This is a genomic window from Thalassospira australica, from assembly GCF_000763295.1.
In the GTDB taxonomy this organism is placed as follows: domain Bacteria; phylum Pseudomonadota; class Alphaproteobacteria; order Rhodospirillales; family Thalassospiraceae; genus Thalassospira; species Thalassospira australica.
On record NZ_JRJE01000008.1, the window covers coordinates 1 to 20307 of the forward strand.

The following is a 20307-nucleotide window of genomic DNA, read 5'->3' on the forward strand; positions in this document are numbered from 1 at the left end:
CCGGAAGCGGTCTTCTGCAAGTTACGGCAACTGTCAGTGATCCGATATCCGGCACTAGCAACAGCAGCCTTGCTGAGATCAACCTTGAGGTCCTCAATGTTGCGGATACGCCAACGATTGATATCGATGTTCCGTCAATTGCACTCGAAGATAGTGCTACTCCCTTGACGATCACAGTCGGCGATTTGGCTTTGACAGAAGAACTTTCGGTAACCATTGACGGCATTGATAATGGAGCCACATTGAATGCAGGTACATTGAACCCCGATGGCACCTACAGTCTTGAGCTTGCCGACCTTGTCGGGTTGACGATAACACCTGAAACAGCGGATGATCTTCATCTTACAGTAACGGCATCCGTGAATGACAGCTCCACGGCGACAAATGCAGAAGCATCCGCTACGGTTGACATTGATGTGGTATCCAACCCAATAGATCCATTGATCTAATGAGGCCCGACAGGAGAAATGAGCACTGTGGCACACACGACAAGCAGCAAGAATGTGGCAGCTTCTCGCCCCATACGGCTTTTGATTTGCGATGATTCAGTCTTTATGCGCATGGCCGTCAGAACCGTGTGCGACGCACATCCTGATATCGAAATCATTGGCGAAGCAGAAGATGGCGAAGACGCGATCAATGCGGTCAAGGAACTGTCTCCTGACATCGTGACCATGGATATCTCGATGCCAGGACTGGATGGTGTTGCCGCCACAACCGAAATTGCTCAAACACATGATGTGCCGATCATTATCCTGAGTTCTCTGACAGAACGCCGAAGTGCCCTTGCTGAACGTCTTATGGAGGTCGGCGCGGTTGATGTGATCTGGAAGTCAGCCTCGCTGATGGACATCGATATAGATGGAATTTCCAATACAATTCTGGAGAAGATTCTGTTTTGGGGACGCCATCATCTTTCTACGGAACAAGACAATAGCATTTGGGCGAAACCGTCAGAAGCAGAGCTTCTGGCTTTTCAAGACCGTTTCAATGACAATAATTCAGCCAATACTGTTCTCTTGATCAGCATGGGAGCCGGAAGCCAGGACAGTATCCCAACCTTGTTCGGACAACTTGATAGCGACTGCCCGCCAATTATTATTCAGCCGAATGTTCCGCAATCATGCCTGGACGGGTTTGTACGCTATCTTAATAACAGAACATCTGTTCCAGTCCTCGTCGCACAGGACGGACAAAACCTTGAACGCGGACATATTTACTGCGCCTTCCCATCAGCGGGACTTGCCTTGGAGAGTCTTCAGGAGAACAGATTTTCATTCCGTGTATCCAAAGGTGTCCGCAGCCCGGAACTACAATTGTCATGGCTCCATCAAACACTTGTCGCAAGTGGAACAACTCCGGTCACCATTGTTTTGTCTGGTGCCTCGGTTGAAGCCTGTTCAAGCGTTCTGACAACGTTACGAAAAGGTGCGGTTATTGTTGAGACGCCTTCTGTCTGTCCCGAAGGGCAAGCAGCATCCGTTATTGCCAACAAATTTGCTCAAAGCATTGTATGTGCTCCCGGAACAATTTCCGAGTTAATGAGGGCGTTATGAACCTGTTAAATGATGCCCAAAAGGCGGACCTGAAATCGAAACTGAAAAAACTGCAGGATGACTATGCCAGTAGTATTCCTGAAAAACTGACCGAAATATCCGACCATTGGGAACAATATCAATCCCAGAAGGATGAGGCATCAATTGATCAATTAATCAATTGCGTCCACAAGCTTGCCGGAACAGCCAAGACATACGGCTTTGCCGAGCTTGGCATGCTGGCTGGCAATGCCGAAGATGAACTTATTTGTTTTCAGGAACAACCATTGTCAGATCGCAAAAATTTAGCCCCATCAGAATCAATCGAAAAATTGCTCAATTATCGATAGGTACAAAGAATCTTACATAAGATTTACGAACACCCCAAGGGCACGAATAACGCCATCCCCCAAACACCCACGGCTCAATGAAAATCGTGACTATCGATTTTCAGGTTTGGTACATCATGTGCGTTTGAAGTCTGTGGTTGCCTTGAATTATCCGCCCCATTGGCCCAGCGAAGATTACGCGGATGCGTGTTATTGCTGCGCGCTATTTCAGCAGTTTCGGTCAGACCTTGTAGCATCCCTGTCAGATCAACCAGCTTGTCTGCAATGATGTGGGTGACACCATCTTCGCGCTGGAGCCTTCCGGATACGCCAAGAACCGTGGCGGTCATCACCTCCCGGCGATATTTTTCCATCATCTTGTTCCAAACCACCAGATTGGCGATGCCCGTTTCATCTTCAAGTGTAATAAAAACCACCCCTGATGAAGTTCCCGGACGTTGTCGAACAATTGCAAGACCAGCATGAGATACCGGATCTCCATCCCGCAAATTGGACAAGTCCGACGCTTTACATATGCCTGCAGCGGTCAAGGCATCACGCAACATGCTCATCGGATGCCCTTTCAGCGACAACCGAAGGCTGGCGTAATCTTCGATAATTTCCTCGCCCGGTGCCATGATCGGTAAATCGACCGGGGCCTCTGCACCGAATTCGGCGGAAACTCCCATATTATGGTTGAAGTTCTGTGCTGCCTCAAACAAGGGTAAAACCGCAGGTGCCTTACGTCCCTTGCCAAAACGCCGCACAGTCCAAAGGGCCTCGCGTCGTGACAAGCCAAGCGATCCGAAGGCATCCGCCTCGGCCAACTTTTCAAGAGCTGCGGGAGAAAGTCCCGTCTGACGCGCCATCAGATAGACATCCTGATACCCCCCCGACGGCTTATTGTTCATCACCGCCAAAGCATCAAGCACGCCAAACCCGCGGATCTGTCGAAACCCCAGACGCACAGAATGATAACCACCATGACGTCCCAATTCACGTTCCAGCCGATTATCCCAGAAACTGTGATTGATATCGATTGCAAGCACCCGCACACCATGATTTTTGGCATCCGCGACAAGCTGTGACGGGGCATAAAATCCCATTGGCTGTGAATTCAAAAGCGCACATAAAAACACATCTGGATGATGGCATTTCAACCAAGAAGACGCATAGGCCAAAATGGCAAAGCTTGCCGCATGACTTTCAGGAAACCCGTAATCGGCAAAGCCTTCGATCTGTTTAAAACAACGTTCGGCGAAATCCATGTCATAGCCGTTTTTCAACATGCCGTTGATGAATTTGTCGCGGTGCTCGCCAATCGTTCCGGTGCGCTTGAACGTCGCCATGGCTCGTCGCAGATTATCTGCTTCCCCCCCGGAGTATCCCGCCGCAACGATAGCTATCTGCATGGCCTGTTCCTGGAATAATGGCACACCACAGGTACGTTTAAGAACGGCTTCAAGCTCTTTGGATGGGTAATCGACCTTTTCGCGCTTCATACGCCGTTGTAAAAACGGGTGGACCATTCCCCCCTGAATTGGCCCCGGGCGAACAATGGCAACCTGAATGGTCAGGTCATAAATGCTTTGCGGCTTAAGACGTGGCAGCATGCTCATTTGTGCCCGCGATTCCACCTGAAAAGTGCCAATACTGTCAGCCTTTTCCAGCATCTGGTAGGTCGCCTTGTCTTCCTTGGGCAAGGAAGCAAGATCATGGTCGATATTCTTGTGGTCACGTAACGCATCAAACGATTTGCGAATACAGGTCAGCATTCCCAATGCCAGAACATCAACTTTAAGGATACCCAGCGCATCAATATCATCCTTATCCCATTCGATGGTGGTGCGGTCCGCCATCGCGGCATTGGCAATGGGCGACAACTCACATAACGGCCCACGCGTAATCACAAACCCACCGACATGCTGAGACAGATGGCGGGGAAAACCGGTTAACTCTCCGGCAAGGTTCAGCACAGCTTTCAGGCGTGGTTCATCGGGATGAATGCCTGATTGGCGCATCATTTGATCATGTGCGCCCTTGCTACTTGATCCCCATATGGTTTTGGTCAGTTTGACAATCGTGTCTTCCGACAGGCCAAAGACCTTGCCGACATCTCGAATGGCACTGCGTGAACGGTATGAAATCACGGTCGCCGTTAGTCCGGCGCGATCCCGGCCATAGCGTTCATAGATGTATTGAATGACTTCTTCGCGCCGCTCATGTTCGAAATCAACGTCGATATCGGGCGGTTCATCGCGCGCATTGCTGATGAAGCGTGAAAATAAAAGTTCGACCTCGTTGGGGTCAACCGATGTGACATACAGACAAAAACAGACCGACGAATTAGCAGCCGACCCTCGCCCCTGACACAAAATATCCTTGGACCGGGCAAAGGCTACAATGTCATGAACGGTCAGAAAATAGGAAGCATAGCCAAGCTCATCGATCAGTTTCAGCTCCGCCTTTAACAGCTTCCTGACCTTATCGGGAATGCCATCCGGATATCGTCTTGCCGCCCCTTCCCAGGTCAGGCGGACAAGGCGCTCTTGTGTGTCTTCGCCTGATCCGTCGTTTTCATCCGGGTATTCGTACCTGAGTTCTGCAAGGGTAAATCTGCATTGATCGGCAATCTCGACTGTACGGGACAGCCAGTGGGGGTGATCGGGAAACAGGCGCGCCATTTCGCCCGGCGATTTAATATGGCGTTCCCCGTTGGGAAACAACCGGTATCCCGCATCCTCAATCGGGCAACGGTGTCGAATACACGTCAGCACATCTTGCAGGGGTTTGCGCGACCTAAGGTGCATATGCACGTCATTGGTGACGACAACCGGGATACCAAGATCGGCCTCAATCACCTCGGAAAATGCAAGGCGCTCGCGATCGAACCCGTCCATAAACCGACCAACAGCCAACCAGATTTTTCCATCAAAATGGCTTTGAAGGTCCATCAATTCATTTCGAAAGTCCTCATCGGGAAACTGTGGCGGAACTGCAACAAACAGAAGCCCGTCGCTATGTGCGATGATGTCGGAAACATAAATCTCGCATGACCCTTTGGGGGCCCGACGTTTACCAAGGGTCAACAGTTGACAGAGCTGCCCATAAGCCAAGCGATCCGTTGGATAACAGAGCATTGACGGCCCATCCATCGGATCAAGACGACACCCGACAACGTACTTCAGACGATCGGCATAATTGCGATGTGCGGTATGACCGCGCACGATCCCCGCCAATGTATTGCAATCGGTTATGGCAATGGCATACACCCCCTTGGTTGCGGCCGTCAGCACCAGCTCTTCGGCATGGGATGCACCACGCAGGAAAGAAAAATTACTGCTTACATGAAGCTCCGCATAGGGCGGGATTTCTTGTTTGGTGGTGATTTTCTTGGTCATGACATCACCCCGCAAACAATCCATGCACAGACCAGATATCCTGCCCGGCATGGCCACTGCGAAACAGCCACAGCACTCGACCTTTCTGGTCACAGATACGGAAATAATCGCGCGTCATCTGTGAAATCGCGTAATTATCCCGATCCAGATATTCCCACCATTCCGGGCATATCCGTTCCGGACCATCTGCCCACAACACATCAATCAACATCTTGCGCCAGCGGATCCGTGTTGGAGAACCGGTCGAATTGTATTCAACTACATCAACTGGCTCGGGCGGTTCAAGCAGCCTGACAGGCCGCTTTGGCAAGGGCACATCCTGCAATCTTTCCGGTTTGATCGAACCGGTGGGAGGTTGACGGATAACAGCTCTTTCGGGCAGGTGGCTGGCGTGATGGGCCGAATGATACAGGATATCGTTTGGCCCAAGATGGTGGTTGATGCGATCGATCAATTGGGCCAGGGCAAGTGCATCGCTGGTGTCGTCCTGCTGACGATCAAGACGCACTTGACGGAAGGCAACATGTTCAACCCATGGGGCATAGACAATTATCTGCTCAATACCAAAACCGGTATCCACACCAGGCATTTTTTCCGCCAGCAGACGCAGGATATGGGTTTCGGACTGACAGGGGGTTCCGGTCGTCGTGGTGATGGTATGTGTATGTCCATCAACTTGGGTACAGCGAACGATCAAACGTCGCAGGCCCAGGCTCTCGTTACGAAGGTCCGAACAAAGTCTCGCAATCAAGGTTTCAATCGCATGAGCCAAATTGGCAGCATCGCCCAGCGGCTCGCCAAAACCCTGTTTGATCAACCACGGATGATCGGGTAATTCAAAATTAAGGTGCTCAGGCAGGCGTCCATAAAACTGATCAAGACGAAGCAAAACATCCGGGCCCAAACGGGTTGTGATATTTGCGCGGGGCAGCGGTGTAATATCGCCAAGCTGTTTCAGGCCCAAACGCGATAACAGGGCTATGATGTCACCCGACAAACGCAAGGATGAAACAGGAAATTCTGCCGCAATCGCATGATCGGTTGGCAATGACAAAATGCGATCAGCTTCTTTTCCCGGATGACAACGTGCGCCACCCCAGGCAGCCCCTGCTGTATCGGCAATAGCAACACGCGCCGCGTACCCCCGGCGTTTCATATCCTGCAGGATTTGCGTAATGAACGGCCCCTCTCCGCCAAAAAGATGACTGCCACCGGTGATTTCAAGCCATAATCCGGCATCCCCGTTCAGGGTCGTATTATGCAAGTCCCGATCTCGGGCAACCCAAGGGCTATATCGATCCATTACCCGGATCATGCGCGCAAGGTGGCTATCATAAAGGTCAGGTTGTTCGGGTATATTGTCTAGATCAGGTAGGATACTGCGGGCATCTGATAAACGCATGCCACCATGCACCCCCGCCTTTTGAGCGGCTGCATTTAACGCACAAATAAACACACCTCTATTGTCAACACGTGTGATGACACGCGGAATCTCTGGGGGCGACATCATTCCGGTGGTCCGGCCAGCAGATTTGCGAGAGTGATCAGGTGTAGATAGACTGATTCTGTGACAATCGGTCTTCCAATGGGTCAACCACAGATAAAGAAAGCGTTGTCGCATCGGCTTTTACTTTCCAGCTTCCCGGTCGAACCCCGCGTCCCCCGATCAGGCTGAGATAATGAATATTCCCTGTCATGTTCTGTTGCGTGCCAAGGGCCGGTTCAATCTTCCAGCGTGTCAATGCACTTGATGGCATCAGCCGTCCGGCATGAGGTAACGCCCGGCGAAGAACGATCATGCGCGTCCCCCCCGCCTCACAGGCCAGTTGCATCCTCCGTGCTGCCGTCAGGTCATAATCCGTGGTTTCCAGAATGACCGATGCAATTTGCCCGGATTTGGCTATTTCCTCTCCTGCCCAAAGTGCTGTGACCTGATGGTCAACCGTCAACATCAAGGGCCTTGGCCTGGTGACGGGGGTTTCCGGCAAGGCCAAATGATAAAACCCGCCCTGGTCAATGGCACGCCTCTGTCTGATCCAGAACACTGATCTGTGTACCGGTTTTCCGTCCGGTTTTCCGGAACCAATCTGGGCCAATTGCCATGCCAAAACCGATGCAGCCCCCATATCATGGCCACAAATTACTTCATGCAATCCAATCGGGGCAAAGCCCCCAATGCTGATATTGCGCGACAGCGGTATGTCCCCAAACACATGTGCAATCACCCTGCTTTCTGTATCTACAGAACACGCAACACTTCCCTTCCATTGCTTTTCAGCCTGCGCCAAAGCGGCACGGGCATCATTAAGTCGTTGAGCCGGCATCATCCCTCAACAAGGCAACATGTTCACTGTTTGTTCTTATTTAGGGAGAGGAAATCTCAGAGTCAAATCAAATGCTCCGTCATATGCATAAGCTTTTATCAAATTTCGTTCGTTTCGAACCCGATCTGCCCAGCCATACAAACATCGAACCATCCAGACACAAAGAACACGAACATCCTGAATTCAACACCCTCGTTTCAACGCATTAACGAATCCGGCTGATTTTTCACGAAGGTTCGAATTGGTTGCTTCCAGTGCGCGGACTTCACCTTGCAGGTTTGTGCCGATCATTCTGTATTGATCGGCCACTTCTTGGGCCGCGTGACTATTATCATATGCTGTGGATATTTTAACCACAGCCGCGGTCAAGATTTTGCAAACAGCAAACCGGTAAATTTCATCCAGCCTATGTCTTCCCTGACACTCAGCTTCTTGCACCAGCCCCAAGCCGACGGGAAATATCACCTGACATTTCAACCAAACGTTCACGGCACAATTCCGCCGATACGACGGACGTTCCCGAGAGACGCTGAATAAACGGCACGGTCAACGCTGCCACGACCTTGCCGGAGAAATCAAAGATCGGGGCCGACAGGTTCAGCACCCCGCCAATGGTAAGCGATTGAGACTCACAATATCCGGCTGCGCGCACTTTTGGCAGATCGGCAAGGAACAGTTGCCGCTTTTCATCCGAGACATCACCAGCCTCTTCAAGCAGGCTGGCAAGCGATTGTTGATCCATCCACGCCGCCAGCACCCGTCCCGATGCCGTTTCATAAATGTTGATCTGTGCCCCCAGCCGCACGGCCGTGATGTTGTTGTCCTGGCAATCAGCCTGCGCAATTACCAGAACCTTTCCCGAATGAATAATCGCAAGGTGCAATGACTGGTTTACCTCGTTGGCAAGGCGCTGCATTGCGTCCCCGGCGATAGAAGTCAGACGGCGTATCGGTGGATGCTTGTGGGCGATCTCGAACATCTTTGTTGTCAGATAGTAGCGGTCATCTTCAACACGCTGCTCCACATAGCCACGCTGGCAAAGCACCATCAACATGCGGAAAATTTCCGACGTGTTCCGGCCCAATTGTTTCGCAATCTCTATTTGCGACAAACCATCGGCTTCCGAGGCGAGAAGCTCAAGAATATCAAGCCCTTTTGACAATGCAGGCGCACGGTATTTTTCCTGATCTTCCTGATCGTCAGACATCTTGTTGGTCTTCTCTCTCATAAGGTTCTTCAAGCAGTTTGCATCAACACGGGCAGTATATGCAGGGCACCTTAACCTGACAACTACACCCATTGTCTGGTACAGATATATCACATATAAAATTATCTTTCATTTATAAATTATCACTATTAGAGTGAGGTCAGGAGGAAACATAACGATGACCGCACAAAAACAACTCAGGGGCATGACCTGGTCAGACCCGCGCGGCTACGACCCGCTGATTGCAGCAACCAGCGCATTTCGCGAACGTCATCCGGATGTTGATATCACGTGGGACAAGCGATCCCTTCAAGGGTTTGAAAGCACGCCGGTTGACGAACTTGCCAGCCAATATGATCTGATCATTATTGATCACCCCCATGTTGGCGCAATCGTGCAGGAAAACTGTCTTCTGCCACTTGATGCCCATGCGCCTGAAAGTTGCCTTGAACAACTTCTTGCCGAAACAGTCGGCAAAAGCTTCCAAAGCTATTTTTACAAAGGACATCAGTGGGCCGTCCCGGTTGATGCCGCCTGTCAGGTGCAGGCAATCCGCCCTGACCTTTTGTCCGCGCCATTGGCCACTTTTGGCGATGTGATGAAACAGGCACGCGATGGACGTGTCGTTTTGCCGCTGCGCCCCCCGCATGTTTTGATGGCGTTCTTTTCTTTGCTGGCCAATTCGGGGGTTCCCTTTCCGGTGACCCGTACGAACCGACTGGACCCGATTGCGGCCCAAAAAGTTCTAAAGGAAGTGAAAGCACTTGCAGGGCTGGTTGATCCCGCCTGCACAAAAATGGACCCCATCGCAGCACTTGATGCGTTATCTGACGGGGATCAATTTGCGGTGTGTCCGCTGGTGTATGTTTATGCGCCTTATGCGCGCAATGGCTATCGCCCCCATCGCGTCACCTTCCACGACATGCCTGTCTTTGGTAAATCCGGTCCTTTGGGATCGGCACTGGGCGGGACGGGTCTTGCGGTTTCTGCCAACACACAGCATCCCGATTTGTGCGTTGAATTCGCCCTGTGGGCTGCATCGGCTGAAGTTCAAAGTGGTCTTTACGCCGAAAACAACGGACAGCCAGGCAACGCAATTGCGTGGGGTAGTGATGGTGTGAATGCTCCAGTGGGTAATGCCTATCACAATACGCGACTTACCCACGAAGCAGCTTGGTTGCGTCCGCGTCATGCCGGTTACATGGACTTTCAGGAAGAAGGCTCACAGATCGTGTTTGATGCCATCATGGGCAAAACCTCTGCAACCACGGCGGTTGCAGCCCTTCAGAAACGTTTTGACGAAAGCTTCCCGCATGACTGATACATTGCCACTGTCAGGACTTAAGGTCCTTGATTTTTCCCAATTCCTGGCGGGTCCATACTGCGCACTCAAACTGGCTGATTTGGGGGCAGATGTGGTCAAGGTCGAACGCGCCGGGCTTGGTGATCTGTCACGTTATCTTTATCTGACAGATACAAAGATTGGTGGTGAAAGCACGATCTTTCACGCCATCAACCGCAATAAACGATCCATTGCCGTGGATCTGAAATCTGATGCAGACAAGCAGCGCCTTGGCACATTGGTTGCCGAGGCAGATGTGATTTTGCAAAACTTTCGACCCGGCGTCATGAATCGACTTGGCTTTGGCTATGAAGACGTCAAGAAGGTCAACCCGAATGTCGTATACGGCACGGTTACGGGATATGGGGCCGAAGGGCCATGGGTCGACCTGCCGGGACAGGATCTTTTGGCGCAAGCACGCTCTGGCGTTATGTGGTTGTCTGGAAGCGTAGATGACGGCCCTGTCGCAATGGGGCTTCCCATTGCCGATGTCCTGGCCGGGTCGGCACTTGCCCATGGAGTGCTGGCCCTGTTGTATCGACGCGCAACCCAACAAATAGGCGGTTATGTTGAAACATCATTGATCGAGGTTCTTGCTGACCTGCAATTTGAACTTTTAACCACATGGTTCAATGACGGGAAACGCACCCCGAAAAGATCAAAGAACAACCCAGCGCACGCTTATCTTGCCGCACCATACGGCGTTTACGAGACGTCCAATGGTCACATTGCGATTGCAATGGGCAAACTCGATTTGTTGGCACAGATAACCGGTCTTGCACCTGACATTGCTCAAAAGGATGCATTTGCCAAACGCGATGAGATAAAGGCAGGCTTGGCCGCAATGCTCAAGACCCGCACATCTGATAACTGGATGGCAAAGTTTGTTGAAAATGACATATGGGCCGCCCCTGTGATGGACTGGGACGGCGTGGTCGACAGCGGCATTTTGCAGACACTTGATATGGTTCAGGATATTCGCCGTGGTGAACTTGAAATGAAGACCACCAAACTGCCCCTGCGCATTGATGGAACACGGCCGTCCTCATCACGTGCAGCCCCGGAATTGGGCGAAGCCAATGACTTGCTCGATACCGGTTGGTAACAGCAAAAAGCTCCACCATCGTCCAGAAACATAAAAAGCGCGGTTCTGATTTGAACCGCGCTTTTCTGTATGATCAAAGCGTTTCAAATCCAAACGGAAAACGCTTTGACTATGCCAAGGGGCTTAGTCGTCCTTGACGCAGACTTGGCGCTGCGTTCCCAGCCTGTCGATGCCAAGTTCAACCACATCGCCTTCTTTAAGGTAACGCGGCGGATTGAAACCAAGGCCAACACCCGGAGGCGTGCCGGTTGAAATGATATCGCCCGGATGCAGGGTAAAGAACTGCGACAAATACGAAACCAGATGTGGCACGCGATAGACCATGGTTGCGGTCGAACCATCCTGAACACGTTCTCCGTTCACATCCAGCCACATGCCAAGATTATCAAAATCACCAACCTCATCGGGGGTTACAAGCCACGGGCCGGTCGGCCCGAAGTTGTCGGATGATTTTCCCTTGGACCATTGGCCTGCACGTTCAATCTGATAGGCGCGTTCTGAAACATCATTGACCAGGCAGAAGCCCGCGACATGATCAAGTGCATTCTCTTCGGAAACATATTTGGCTTTCTTGCCAATAACAAAACCAAGCTCGACTTCCCAATCGGTTTTATCTGAGCCACGCGGAATGATAATCGGATCATTCGGACCACAGATTGCCGAGGTATATTTGGCAAAAATAACCGGTTCCGGCGGCACTTCCATTCCGGATTCAGCCGCGTGGTCGGCATAGTTCAGGCCAATACAGATGAACTTTCCGGTCTGCCCAACACACGCGCCCAGGCGCGGTTTACCATCAACCAACGGCAGCGTATCGGGATCAATCGATTTCAAATCGTCAAGGCGGGTCAGAACATCACCAGCAATATCCCCGACATGCGCAGAAAGATCGCGCAGGTTGCCATTGTTATCAACAAGTGCGGGCTTCTCAGCGCCACGTTCACCGTACCGTGCAAGTTTCATTGTTCTTCCAATCCTTTCTTCAAATTCTGATCAGGCAGTCCAGCCGCCGTCAACAACGTGGACAACTCCGGTCGTAAAGCCACTTTCATCTGCGGCAAGATACGTCACAAGAGCTGCGATTTCTTCTGGTTTTCCAATCCGGCCCATCGGTTGGCGCCCGATAAATGTTTTGAGTGCACCTTCATAATCACCTGTCGCGCGCAAACGGTCATGCAGGCTGGGACTATCGACTGTCCCCGGTGCAATTGCGTTGCATCGAATACCTTGCTTCACATGATCATTGGCAATTGCACGGGTCATGCCCGCCACCGCCGCCTTTGACGCAGAATAAACCAAACGATTGACTGGTCCGGTTACCGGCCCGGCAACAGATGACATATTGATGATTGATCCACTGCCCTTTTCAATCATGTGCGGAAGAACCGCACGGATCATGCGAAACTGCGATTTGACATTCAGGTCAAATGCGAAATCCCATTCTTCTTCAGTGGCATCCAGAATGGTTCCGTTATGCACAATCCCGGCACAGTTAAACAACACATCAACGCCGCCAATATCAGAAACCAGCGCCTCAATTTCGGCCTTGTTGGTAACATCAAGCTTTCTGGCCTCAATACCGTCAATCGCATTGAGCTCCGCCAAAGAGGCATCATTGATATCGGTTGCAATCACACGTCCGCCTTCCGCAGCCATGCGTTCAGCCGATGCCCGCCCGATCCCCTGTCCGGCTGCTGTTACGAGACAGGTTTTTCCTTCTAGTCGCTTCATAATTCCTCCTCACACAGCCGGTAGGCATGACGGCCCGATTGGCTCGAATGTCTTGTATGTCAGTATAAATTCACGGTGTCCCAGAGCTTCGGATTTGGTTTCCGCGCCCTTCGCCACATTCACCACAAGGTCACGGATTTCCTGCCCGACTTCGGCAATGGAACGTTTGCCTTCGATGATATCACCCGCATTTACATCCATGTCGTCCGTAAGTGCGCGATATGTGTCCGGGTTGGCGCAGATCTTAATCACCGGCGAAATGGCGGACCCAACCACCGATCCCCGCCCCGTGACAAACAGCGTCACATGCGCCCCACTTGCGATCATTTCAACAATTTCAGCGTTATCGGAAATGTTGGGGAAACCAAACCGGACTTCGCCATCGGGCACAACATCCATCAGATACAATCCACCCGTAGGTGGCACATCCCCCGGTTTGATCAGTCCGGAAATTTTGTTGTCCCCAGATTTGACGTAGGCCCCGAGGCTCTTTTCCTCAATCGTGGAAAGCCCGCCTGCAGCATTCCCCGCAGCAAACGACCCAAAGCCAAGCGTATCGTAATATCGTTCGGCCTTTTGCACGGCAGCGCGCAGTTCTTCGCCCAGTTCCGGGGTTATGGCGCGTTCGGCCATAATATCCTCACAACTGATCATTTCGCCGGTTTCTTCAAAGATGCAGGCCGCACCTTCACCGATCAAAAGATCAAAGGCCTTACCCGCTGCCGGATTGCCCGAAATGCCAGATGTCCCGTCTGACCCACCGCAGATCGTCCCGATCACAAGGTCTTCTACCCCCATCGGCGCACGTTCTACCTTGGCAATCTCATCCAGTGTCTTTCGCACCCATGCACGTCCGGCCTCGACCGTTTTGGTCGTGCCACCCGATCGTTGAATGATCAATGTATCGACCGGGCGCCCGGACTCCGAAACAGCCGTTGATGCCCTGACCTTGTCAAAGCTTTCGCAACCAAGGGAAACAAACAGGACAGCCCCGACATTGGGATGGGTGCACAAGCGCTCCATCATCTGGGCTGCATATTCATTCGGAAAACATCCCGGAAAACCGATCACCTGAACATCTGATTCATCAAACTTAGCGGCAATTTTTGTTGCGACGAAATGGGCGCATTCCACCAGATAAGCGACAACAATCGTATTGCGGATGCCCTTGCGGCCATCTGCCCGCAAGTAGCCCTGGAATTTTTCAGTCATTTCGACACCTCCGTGCTTTGGCCATTGGCATCCTGCAGCGCATAGGTCGCGGTATAGGCAGACCTGATGTTATGTACATGTACATGCGCCCCTGCGGGGATATCTTCGGTCGCAATGCCAATTGGCATACCGTATTTCAGGATGCGTTCCCCACTTGCAATATCCCGGCTGGCGATTTTGTGGGCCAAGGGAATGGGATGGGAAAGCGTAATTGTCAGACCATCTGGCAGTTCCACATCAACACCTGCCTCGGCAAGGCGTCGCGCGACCAGAACATTGTCCTTTGGGTTCAACTGCAAAAAAGGTCCGTTCATGGCTTCATCTCCACCATGTAAATGTGATCGGCGACCAGAACGGTTTCATCCTTCTGGTTTGTCACGACCAACCGTTCGCTGACACGTCCATACCCCGGACGTTTTTCCATCACGTCCTTGTCGATGATTTCAACACGTGACTTGATCGTATCACCGATAAAGACCGGTTTGACGAACCGCATACGATCATACCCGTATGAAAACGCCACTGGATTGATGATGGTCGCCGTAAGACCAACACCGATGGTAAAGACCATCGTGCCATGGGCTATGCGCTGCCCGAATGGCAAGGTCTTGCAGAACTCTTGATCAAGATGATGGGGAAAGAAATCCCCGGAATGACCGGCATGCACGACAAAGTCCGTTTCGGTGATCGTACGTCCGACCGTATCGCGCCCTTCGCCAATCTCGTAATCTTCGTAATATTTGATTTGCTCAAGCATCAGGCGCCTCCTTTATTGGATGCATGGGGCGGGCAGAGCTTTCATAAGCTGCCTCTACCAGTGCCATGGTGTGCCATGCGTCTTCGGCAGAACCGTCAAGCGCGTCATCAAGTCCGGCAGCAAAACGCTGCACTTGGGCAAAACGCCCATGGAATGCTTCGATGAACCAGTTCCCCACCAGATCAATCTGACGCCACTGGCCATCGGTATTAAGCCACAGTTCGTCCGGCTCACCTTTGGGGTAGTCAAGATTGACACCAAGCTTCATGTAAGCAGCACCTTTGGTGCCACAAATCCGGAATTCACAGGCCTGAAATTTCCGGCCAAATCCATGGTTGTGATTGACGGAAAGATTGCAGCGCACGCTTTGGCCATAATCGAGCATGATTGAACTGCGTGTATTGGAAACCGTCGAGGATGGATGCCCGATGCTCCGCGCATGAACACCGTTCGGATTTCCCATCAAATCACGGACGAAATCCAGATAATGGATTGAATGCAAAAGAATTTCGACCCGAGGCAAATCGGCAAGAAACGCCCAAAGATGCCACGGCGTATCAAGCGCCAACCAGGCGTCAAAATCCACGACATCGCCCAATAAACCCTTGCCAATTGCATCCTTGAGTGCAAGTGACATCGGGGCAAAGCGAAGTTGGAAATTAACTGCGGCCTTGATGTTCTTGCGACGCAGGACCGAGATAATCCGGCTTGCTTCATCCAGATCAGAACCAAGTGGTTTCTGAATCACGGCAATTGCACCTTCGGGCAATGCTTCAAGCAGCTCGACAATTGCTGCAGGCGGGACCGCAAGATCAAAAACAACGTCTTTCTGACTGGCAGCTTGTTCTAGCGTATCAAAGGCTGACGTTCCCCAGTCGGAGGCAACCTTTTGTGCTTTATCAAGATCGGGGTCAAAAATCCCGGCAACCGGCACATTCAAATCACGATATGCCGGAAGATGGGCATCGGTCACAATCGACCCGGCCCCAAAAACCACCACAGGTGTTTTCGTTGTTGGCATTTCAATGGTCTGACGCAAATCAGTCATGATGGAAAACCTCTTCCATTTCCGCCCACCATTCGCCTTCCAGCCGGCTGTCAAGCGGGCGCTGAAGCGGCTCGCAGAATGTCCACCACCGTTGCGTTTCCGGGTCCGCGGCCATTTTCTTCATGTCGGCTTCAAAGTCGGTCCCGACATATTCGAAATAGGCAAACAGCACGTTCTCAGGCTCTTTGAGAAAGATCGAATAATTGCGGATATTGCATTCGGAAATCTTTGCAAGGACGCCAGGCCAAACATCTGCATGAAGGCGTTTGTATTCGGCAATGGCGTCTGCACCAATTCCGATCACTTGTCCGTGGCGTGTCATTGATTGGCCTCCGTAATTTCGAATGCGCTTCCTTCAACACTCAGTGCTGCAAGTTTGTCCTGGTCCCAGTCAATGCCCAGACCCGGCTCGGTCGGGGCTATTGCATTGCCGCCGTCCCGTGCCATTGGCGCGGCAAGATCTTCAAGCTGCGGGATATATTCAAGCCAGGGCGCGTTGGGCACTGCACAGACAAGGCTTACATGCAGTTCCATCAGGAAATGCGGGCAGATTGCGATGTTGTGGGCCTCTGCCATATGCGCGACCTTAAGCCATGGTGTAATTCCGCCAACGCGGGCAACATCGGCCTGTACAACCGAACAGGCGTCTGCTGCGATGTAATCGGCAAACTGTCCGGGGCTATAAAGGCTTTCACCAACAGCGACCGGCACGGTCGAGCGTGCCTGCAAACGGGTGTGCCCTGCGATGTCATCGGATGGCAATGGTTCTTCAAACCAACCGATATTCAACCGTTCAAGCATCGGGACCCGCCGGGCGGCTTCGGCCCCCGTCATGGATTGGTTGGCATCGGTCATGATCTCGTAATCATCACCCAATGCGCTTCGAACTGCTTCAAGACGTTTGGTATCCCCGGCAATGGTCGGCGTTCCGATCTTGATTTTCGACCCGGCAAAGCCCTTGGATTTGGCATCCTTCGCGTCATCAACCAGCGCTTCGGGCGACAAATGCAACCAACCACCTTCGGTCGTATACATCCGGACCGATTGCTTTGCCCCGCCGGCAAGAACATGAAGCGGAAGACCGGTTTTGCGCCCGCGCATGTCCCAAAGGGCTGTATCGATTGCTGCCAGCGCCAAGGACATAATCGGGCCGACCGCTGTTGCATGAGAACAAAACAGTAAATCACGCCAGATCGCTTCGATCCTGTCTGCGTCCTGCCCCATCAGGCGTGGCAGCAATGTAACTTGCAAAAGCGACAGGATTGCAGCACCACCGTCGCCGATGGTGTAGCTGTATCCCTGCCCTTCTGCGCCATCAGCATCGCGGATCACGACAAATATCGTTTCTTGGGATTTGAACGACTGGATCGCATCAGTGCGAACGACCTTGGGCTCAAGGTCCACCATGTATGCCTTTGCGGATGTAATCCGTGCCATTGTGACCTCCTACACCTTAAGGGCCACGCCGGTTTCGGCATCGAACAGATGACACCGATCCAGCATAACTTGGAATGTAAGACGTTCACCGGCCTGTACAGGACGCGGGTTAAGCATCTTGGCCTGCACTTCAGCTCCGGCAAGGGTTGCAAACAAAAGGGTTTCCGTGCCAAGCGGCTCTGTCAGATTGACCTCCAGCTCGACCTCGGCAATGTGCTCTCCACGGGGAAGAGCATGACCGACCGGCATGATGTTGTCTGCACGAACGCCAAAGGTAACGGCTTGTCCATCAGACAGATCATAGCCCGGTGGGGCCGTGATGGTTGAACCATCGGCAAACTGAATATTTCCGTTCTTGACGGTACCATCGAGCAAATTCATCGGCGGCGAACCGATGAAAGTCCCGACAAAAGTATTTACCGGGTTTTCGAACACGTCCAGCGGCGTACCAACCTGCTCGATATGCCCATCACGCATGATCACGATACGGTCGGCAAGTGTCATGGCTTCGACCTGATCATGGGTGACATACACAATGGTCGATTTCAGTTTTTGATGCAGTTTCTTGATCTCGACGCGCATCTGGGTGCGCAATTTGGCATCAAGGTTTGAAAGCGGTTCATCAAAAAGGAAGACTTCCGGATGACGCACAATCGCACGCCCCATCGCCACACGTTGACGCTGCCCACCTGACAGTGCGCCAGGTTTGCGATCCAAAAGCGGCGTCAGTGACAAAATTTCGGCCGCTTCATCAACTGCCTTGTCGATTTCCTCCTGCGGACGTTTGGAAATCTTAAGAGAAAATCCAAGATTTTCACGCACGGACATATGCGGATAAAGCGCATAGTTCTGGAAAACCATCGAAATATTGCGCTCTCGCGGTGGCAAATCGTTGACAACTGTATCGCCAATCCGGACGTCTCCGCCCGAAATTGCCTCCAGTCCAGCAATCATCCGAAGAGTGGTGGATTTGCCGCAGCCAGACGGGCCGACCAGCACCACGAATTCGCCATCGGCGATATCAAGATTGATGGAATGGACAACTTCAAGCACGCCATATTTCTTGACGACATCGCGAAGGTGGACCTGAGCCATTTTATTATCCTTTCACACCACCGAACGTCAGTCCGGCAATGAGATGTTTCTGCACGAGGAATGTGAGGATGAGCGCGGGAATAATCATCAAAACCGCAAGCGCACACATGCCCCCCCAATTCAGGGTGAATTCAGACGTGAAATCGAGAAGCCCGACAGGCATGGTTTTGGAGGTCGTCGAACGGGTCAACTGGGATGCCAGCGCGTATTCGTTCCACGACGTCAGAAAGGCAAAGATACCTGCTGATGCAACCCCTGAACGGGCAACCGGGAACTCCACGCGCCAGAACGCCTGCCAACGGGTACAGCCATCAATCTCGGCTGCTTCTGCCAGTTCCGGTGGAACCTGGCGAAAGAATCCGTCAATCAGCCATACCGTGAATGGCACATTCATGGCGACATAGGCCAGGATCATGCCAATATGGGTATCAATGATACCGATCCGGGCAAACAGAATGAACAATGGCAGCGAAAGCGCCACCCCCGGCACGGCACGCGTGACCATCAGGCCAACGAAAATACCCCCCTTGAACTTGAACTTGTAGCGGGCAAATGCATACCCACCGGCCATACCGATCAGGATGGCAATCACGGTTGATGTCACCGAAATGATCAACGAGTTGGTGAAATAGGTCAGCACAGGAACGCTGCCCTCTCCAATCCCGCCAAACATGGCCCGGTAATGATCAAGATTAAGATCATTGGGAATCCAGACCGGCGGCTTTGCCATAATTTCCACAGTCGGGCGGAACGAGTTCAGAACGATCCACAGACCGGGAACACACAGCACCATCATGGCCAGAAACAGACCAACGGAGTGCATCCATTTAAGGGCGACACGGCGCGCTTGATGATTGGTATTGTTTGCCATGGCTTACACCCCCATCCCAAGCTCTTTGCGAGCTGCGGTCAGTTTCTTGAAAAAGTAGATGGTGAAGAAAATCGCCAGAAAGATGGAGACATAGCCCATCGCATTGGCATACCCCATGCGCGCATCGACATAGCCGGTGCGTCCGATCAGCGTCCAAAGAAGCTCCGTGCGCCGCGCCGGGCCACCGTTGGTCATGATCTGCACGATGTCATATGCACGTGCGACATCCAGCGAACGAATGGCCATCGCGATGTAGATAAACGGCATCAGGAACGGCAGGGTGACGAACCGAAACGATTGGAACGGTGTGCATCCATCAACCTTTGCAGCCTCCAGCGGGTCACGCGGGATCGCATACAGGCCGGCAAGGATAAGAATCCCGAAAACGGATGTGGACGTCCAAACCTCTGCAAAGATAATTGAAAACATTGCAAGGTTCCCGTCCACCAGCCACGGAATGGCGGTATCGGTAATGCCCAGTGACTGCAACGCATTGTTCACCAGACCGACGTTATCGTTAAAGATGAACTTGAACTGGAAACCGACAAGGATTGGCGAAAACATCATCGGGAACATCATCATCGTGCGTAATGCCCGTTGCCCGCGTGTCACCTTTGAAATCATCAATGCCAGGCCAAGACCAAACAGCATTTCCAGATTAAGGGCCACGGCAAGCAACAGAACCGTCCGTCCGAATGCGGCCCAGAACTTCACATCGGTTACAGCTTTTTCATAGTTAAACAATCCGACCCAGTTAAACAGGCTGTCAGGCCGGGTCAGTCTGTAGGATGTGAAACTGGAATACAGTGACAATAACAGTGGAATCAGCACGACGGCCGATAGGATGATAATGGCAGGCATCAACAGAACCAGCCATTGCGGCAGCTTCAAGCGCTTCATCAGAATGTCCCGT

The 20307-nt window shown here is 52.1% G+C and carries 20 protein-coding genes; 5 read left to right on the forward strand and 15 right to left on the reverse strand.

Translation table 11 applies throughout. The features are described 5' to 3' along the window. The 3 genes from JF44_RS20455 to JF44_RS0106765 all read left to right on the forward strand — a co-directional run. The coding region (locus JF44_RS20455) for a hypothetical protein (RefSeq protein WP_033068226.1) at nt 1-449 on the forward strand (449 nt) is incomplete at its 5' end. A 27-nt stretch (nt 450-476) separates the two neighbouring features. After that, on the forward strand, nt 477-1556 hold the full coding sequence (locus JF44_RS19890; RefSeq protein WP_162181391.1) for a response regulator: 1080 nt from the start codon (nt 477-479) through the stop codon (nt 1554-1556). Continuing rightward, nucleotides 1553-1885: an Hpt domain-containing protein gene (locus JF44_RS0106765; protein WP_033068227.1), complete on the forward strand. Its 333-nt coding sequence runs from the start codon at nt 1553-1555 to the stop codon at nt 1883-1885. Before JF44_RS19890 ends, JF44_RS0106765 begins: the two co-directional genes overlap by 4 nt. Nucleotides 1886-1959: 74 nt before the next feature. Here JF44_RS0106765 and JF44_RS0106770 read toward each other — a convergent pair whose 3' ends face one another. The 4 genes from JF44_RS0106770 to JF44_RS0106785 all read right to left on the reverse strand — a co-directional run bounded on the left by JF44_RS0106770 (nt 1960) and on the right by JF44_RS0106785 (nt 8817). After that, entirely contained in the window at nt 1960-5265 is a 3306-nt protein-coding gene (locus tag JF44_RS0106770) for an error-prone DNA polymerase (protein WP_033068352.1), read from the reverse strand. 4 nt (nt 5266-5269) lie between these two features. Beyond that, a complete protein-coding gene (locus JF44_RS0106775) occupies nt 5270-6775 on the reverse strand; it encodes a Y-family DNA polymerase (RefSeq protein WP_033068228.1) in 1506 nt (501 codons plus the stop codon). A 34-nt stretch (nt 6776-6809) separates the two neighbouring features. Beyond that, the gene (locus JF44_RS0106780) at nt 6810-7589 is read right to left on the reverse strand and encodes an ImuA family protein (RefSeq protein ID WP_033068353.1); all 780 of its coding nucleotides are present in this window, start codon (nt 7587-7589) and stop codon (nt 6810-6812) included. Nucleotides 7590-8013: 424 nt separating this feature from the next. Next, nucleotides 8014-8817 carry an IclR family transcriptional regulator gene (locus JF44_RS0106785; RefSeq protein ID WP_202901487.1) on the reverse strand — a complete coding sequence of 268 codons (804 nt, stop codon included), beginning with the start codon at nt 8815-8817 and terminating at the stop codon, nt 8014-8016. 157 nt (nt 8818-8974) lie between these two features. On the opposite strand from JF44_RS0106785, the gene JF44_RS0106790 reads away from it, so the two are divergent. Both JF44_RS0106790 and JF44_RS0106795 read left to right on the forward strand, forming a co-directional pair. Then, nucleotides 8975-10117, forward strand: coding sequence for an extracellular solute-binding protein (locus tag JF44_RS0106790; protein WP_033068230.1), 1143 nt, complete (start codon nt 8975-8977; stop codon nt 10115-10117). After that, nucleotides 10110-11243 (forward strand): CaiB/BaiF CoA transferase family protein, encoded by a 1134-nt coding sequence (locus tag JF44_RS0106795; protein WP_033068231.1) that lies wholly within the window; start codon nt 10110-10112, stop codon nt 11241-11243. The genes JF44_RS0106790 and JF44_RS0106795 overlap by 8 nt, the downstream gene beginning before the upstream one ends. A 123-nt stretch (nt 11244-11366) precedes the next feature. On the opposite strand, the gene JF44_RS0106800 is transcribed toward JF44_RS0106795, so the two are convergent. Genes JF44_RS0106800 through JF44_RS0106850 form a run of 11 tightly spaced genes read right to left on the reverse strand, consistent with a single transcriptional unit; the run spans nt 11367 to nt 20294 of the window. Then, nucleotides 11367-12206, reverse strand: coding sequence for a fumarylacetoacetate hydrolase family protein (locus tag JF44_RS0106800; RefSeq protein ID WP_033068232.1), 840 nt, complete (start codon nt 12204-12206; stop codon nt 11367-11369). Between the two features lie 30 nt (nt 12207-12236). Then, nucleotides 12237-12974, reverse strand: a complete 738-nt coding sequence (locus JF44_RS0106805) for an SDR family oxidoreductase (RefSeq protein ID WP_033068233.1) — start codon at nt 12972-12974, stop codon at nt 12237-12239. Between the two features lie 9 nt (nt 12975-12983). Further along, nucleotides 12984-14186, reverse strand: coding sequence for a UxaA family hydrolase (locus tag JF44_RS0106810; protein ID WP_033068234.1), 1203 nt, complete (start codon nt 14184-14186; stop codon nt 12984-12986). Further along, complete coding sequence (locus JF44_RS0106815; protein ID WP_033068235.1) at nt 14183-14500, reverse strand: UxaA family hydrolase; 318 nt, start codon at nt 14498-14500, stop codon at nt 14183-14185. Before JF44_RS0106815 ends, JF44_RS0106810 begins: the two co-directional genes overlap by 4 nt. After that, nucleotides 14497-14943 (reverse strand): MaoC family dehydratase, encoded by a 447-nt coding sequence (locus tag JF44_RS0106820; protein WP_033068236.1) that lies wholly within the window; start codon nt 14941-14943, stop codon nt 14497-14499. The genes JF44_RS0106815 and JF44_RS0106820 overlap by 4 nt, the downstream gene beginning before the upstream one ends. Further along, complete coding sequence (locus tag JF44_RS0106825) at nt 14936-15991, reverse strand: Gfo/Idh/MocA family protein (RefSeq protein ID WP_033068237.1); 1056 nt, start codon at nt 15989-15991, stop codon at nt 14936-14938. Before JF44_RS0106825 ends, JF44_RS0106820 begins: the two co-directional genes overlap by 8 nt. Then, entirely contained in the window at nt 15984-16313 is a 330-nt protein-coding gene (locus JF44_RS0106830; RefSeq protein WP_033068238.1) for an L-rhamnose mutarotase, read from the reverse strand. Before JF44_RS0106830 ends, JF44_RS0106825 begins: the two co-directional genes overlap by 8 nt. Beyond that, nucleotides 16310-17428: a mandelate racemase/muconate lactonizing enzyme family protein gene (locus tag JF44_RS0106835; protein WP_033068239.1), complete on the reverse strand. Its 1119-nt coding sequence runs from the start codon at nt 17426-17428 to the stop codon at nt 16310-16312. The genes JF44_RS0106830 and JF44_RS0106835 overlap by 4 nt, the downstream gene beginning before the upstream one ends. Nucleotides 17429-17437: 9 nt before the next feature. Continuing rightward, complete coding sequence (locus JF44_RS0106840) at nt 17438-18523, reverse strand: ABC transporter ATP-binding protein (RefSeq protein WP_033068240.1); 1086 nt, start codon at nt 18521-18523, stop codon at nt 17438-17440. 4 nt (nt 18524-18527) lie between these two features. Further along, nucleotides 18528-19394: a carbohydrate ABC transporter permease gene (locus tag JF44_RS0106845; RefSeq protein WP_033068241.1), complete on the reverse strand. Its 867-nt coding sequence runs from the start codon at nt 19392-19394 to the stop codon at nt 18528-18530. 3 nt (nt 19395-19397) lie between these two features. Beyond that, a complete protein-coding gene (locus JF44_RS0106850; RefSeq protein WP_156111620.1) occupies nt 19398-20294 on the reverse strand; it encodes a carbohydrate ABC transporter permease in 897 nt (298 codons plus the stop codon). Nucleotides 20295-20307: the final 13 nt, after the last annotated feature.

What these genes read in the sequence shown, in the direction of transcription:
- JF44_RS0106765 (WP_033068227.1), top strand. Translation starts at nt 1,553, where the DNA reads ATGAACCTGTTAAATGATGCCCAAAAGGCGGACCTGAAATCGAAACTG.
- JF44_RS0106770 (WP_033068352.1), bottom strand. Translation starts at nt 5,265, where the DNA reads ATGACCAAGAAAATCACCACCAAACAAGAAATCCCGCCCTATGCGGAG.
- JF44_RS0106775 (WP_033068228.1), bottom strand. Translation starts at nt 6,775, where the DNA reads ATGATGTCGCCCCCAGAGATTCCGCGTGTCATCACACGTGTTGACAAT.
- JF44_RS0106780 (WP_033068353.1), bottom strand. Translation starts at nt 7,589, where the DNA reads ATGCCGGCTCAACGACTTAATGATGCCCGTGCCGCTTTGGCGCAGGCT.
- JF44_RS0106785 (WP_202901487.1), bottom strand. Translation starts at nt 8,817, where the DNA reads ATGAGAGAGAAGACCAACAAGATGTCTGACGATCAGGAAGATCAGGAA.
- JF44_RS0106790 (WP_033068230.1), top strand. Translation starts at nt 8,975, where the DNA reads ATGACCGCACAAAAACAACTCAGGGGCATGACCTGGTCAGACCCGCGC.
- JF44_RS0106795 (WP_033068231.1), top strand. Translation starts at nt 10,110, where the DNA reads ATGACTGATACATTGCCACTGTCAGGACTTAAGGTCCTTGATTTTTCC.
- JF44_RS0106800 (WP_033068232.1), bottom strand. Translation starts at nt 12,206, where the DNA reads ATGAAACTTGCACGGTACGGTGAACGTGGCGCTGAGAAGCCCGCACTT.
- JF44_RS0106805 (WP_033068233.1), bottom strand. Translation starts at nt 12,974, where the DNA reads ATGAAGCGACTAGAAGGAAAAACCTGTCTCGTAACAGCAGCCGGACAG.
- JF44_RS0106810 (WP_033068234.1), bottom strand. Translation starts at nt 14,186, where the DNA reads ATGACTGAAAAATTCCAGGGCTACTTGCGGGCAGATGGCCGCAAGGGC.
- JF44_RS0106815 (WP_033068235.1), bottom strand. Translation starts at nt 14,500, where the DNA reads ATGAACGGACCTTTTTTGCAGTTGAACCCAAAGGACAATGTTCTGGTC.
- JF44_RS0106820 (WP_033068236.1), bottom strand. Translation starts at nt 14,943, where the DNA reads ATGCTTGAGCAAATCAAATATTACGAAGATTACGAGATTGGCGAAGGG.
- JF44_RS0106825 (WP_033068237.1), bottom strand. Translation starts at nt 15,991, where the DNA reads ATGACTGATTTGCGTCAGACCATTGAAATGCCAACAACGAAAACACCT.
- JF44_RS0106830 (WP_033068238.1), bottom strand. Translation starts at nt 16,313, where the DNA reads ATGACACGCCACGGACAAGTGATCGGAATTGGTGCAGACGCCATTGCC.
- JF44_RS0106835 (WP_033068239.1), bottom strand. Translation starts at nt 17,428, where the DNA reads ATGGCACGGATTACATCCGCAAAGGCATACATGGTGGACCTTGAGCCC.
- JF44_RS0106840 (WP_033068240.1), bottom strand. Translation starts at nt 18,523, where the DNA reads ATGGCTCAGGTCCACCTTCGCGATGTCGTCAAGAAATATGGCGTGCTT.
- JF44_RS0106845 (WP_033068241.1), bottom strand. Translation starts at nt 19,394, where the DNA reads ATGGCAAACAATACCAATCATCAAGCGCGCCGTGTCGCCCTTAAATGG.
- JF44_RS0106850 (WP_156111620.1), bottom strand. Translation starts at nt 20,294, where the DNA reads ATGAAGCGCTTGAAGCTGCCGCAATGGCTGGTTCTGTTGATGCCTGCC.